Source organism: Allobosea sp. P1_B10, from assembly GCF_056406735.1.
The window spans coordinates 1-790 of record NZ_JBFTZP010000040.1; the positions used below are offsets into that span (position 1 = coordinate 1).

The 790-nt window shown below is 62.9% G+C and carries 1 protein-coding gene; it reads right to left on the reverse strand.

All coding sequences use genetic code 11. From position 1 onward, the window contains the following. Positions 1 to 4: 4 nt before the first annotated feature. Entirely contained in the window at positions 5 to 778 is a 774-nt protein-coding gene (locus AC1D2L_RS25780) for a ferredoxin--NADP reductase (protein ID WP_476848743.1), read from the reverse strand. Between the last annotated feature and the right edge of the window lie 12 nt (positions 779 to 790).

Genomic DNA, 790 nt, shown 5'->3' on the forward strand with positions numbered 1-790 from the left:
GCTCCTACCGTTCGGCGAAGGCTCTTTCCAGCACGAATTCGCCGGCCTCGCCGTGGTTGCCTTCGCTGAAGCCGGCCTCGGTGAAGATCGCCTTGAGATCGGTCATCATCTGCGGGCTGCCGCACATCATGAAGCGGTCGGTCTCGGGGTCCATCGGCGGCAGGCCGATATCCTGCGCCAGCTTGCCCGAGGTCAGCAGTTCCGTGACGCGGCCGCGGTTGCGGAAGGGCTCGCGCGTCACCGTCGGGTAGTAGATCAGCTGGTTGCGGATCATCTCGCCGAGGAACTCGTCCTGCGGCAGTTGCGCCGTGATGCGCTCGCCATAGGCGAGCTCGGAGATCTGGCGGCAGCCATGCACGAGCACGACCTTCTCGAAGCGCTCATAGGTCTCGGGGTCGCGGATCAGCGAGATGAACGGCGCCAGCCCGGTGCCGGTGCCCAGCAGATACAGGTTCTTGCCATCGGTCAGGTTGTCGATGACGAGGGTGCCGGTCGCCTTCTTGCCGACGATGATGGGGTCGCCGACATTGAGGTTCTGCAAACGCGAGGTGAGGGGGCCATCGGGAACCTTGATCGAGAAGAACTCGAGCGTCTCGTCGTAGTTGGTGCTGACGACGCTGTAGGCGCGCAGCAACGGCTTCTCGCCGACCTTGAGCCCGATCATCGTGAACTGGCCGTTCTTGAAGCGGAAGGCAGTGTCGCGCGTCGTGGTGAAGCTGAACAGCGTCTCCGTCCAGTGATGGACGCTCAGCACCGTCTCCTCGAAATAGTTGCTCATCAGATCAGTCTC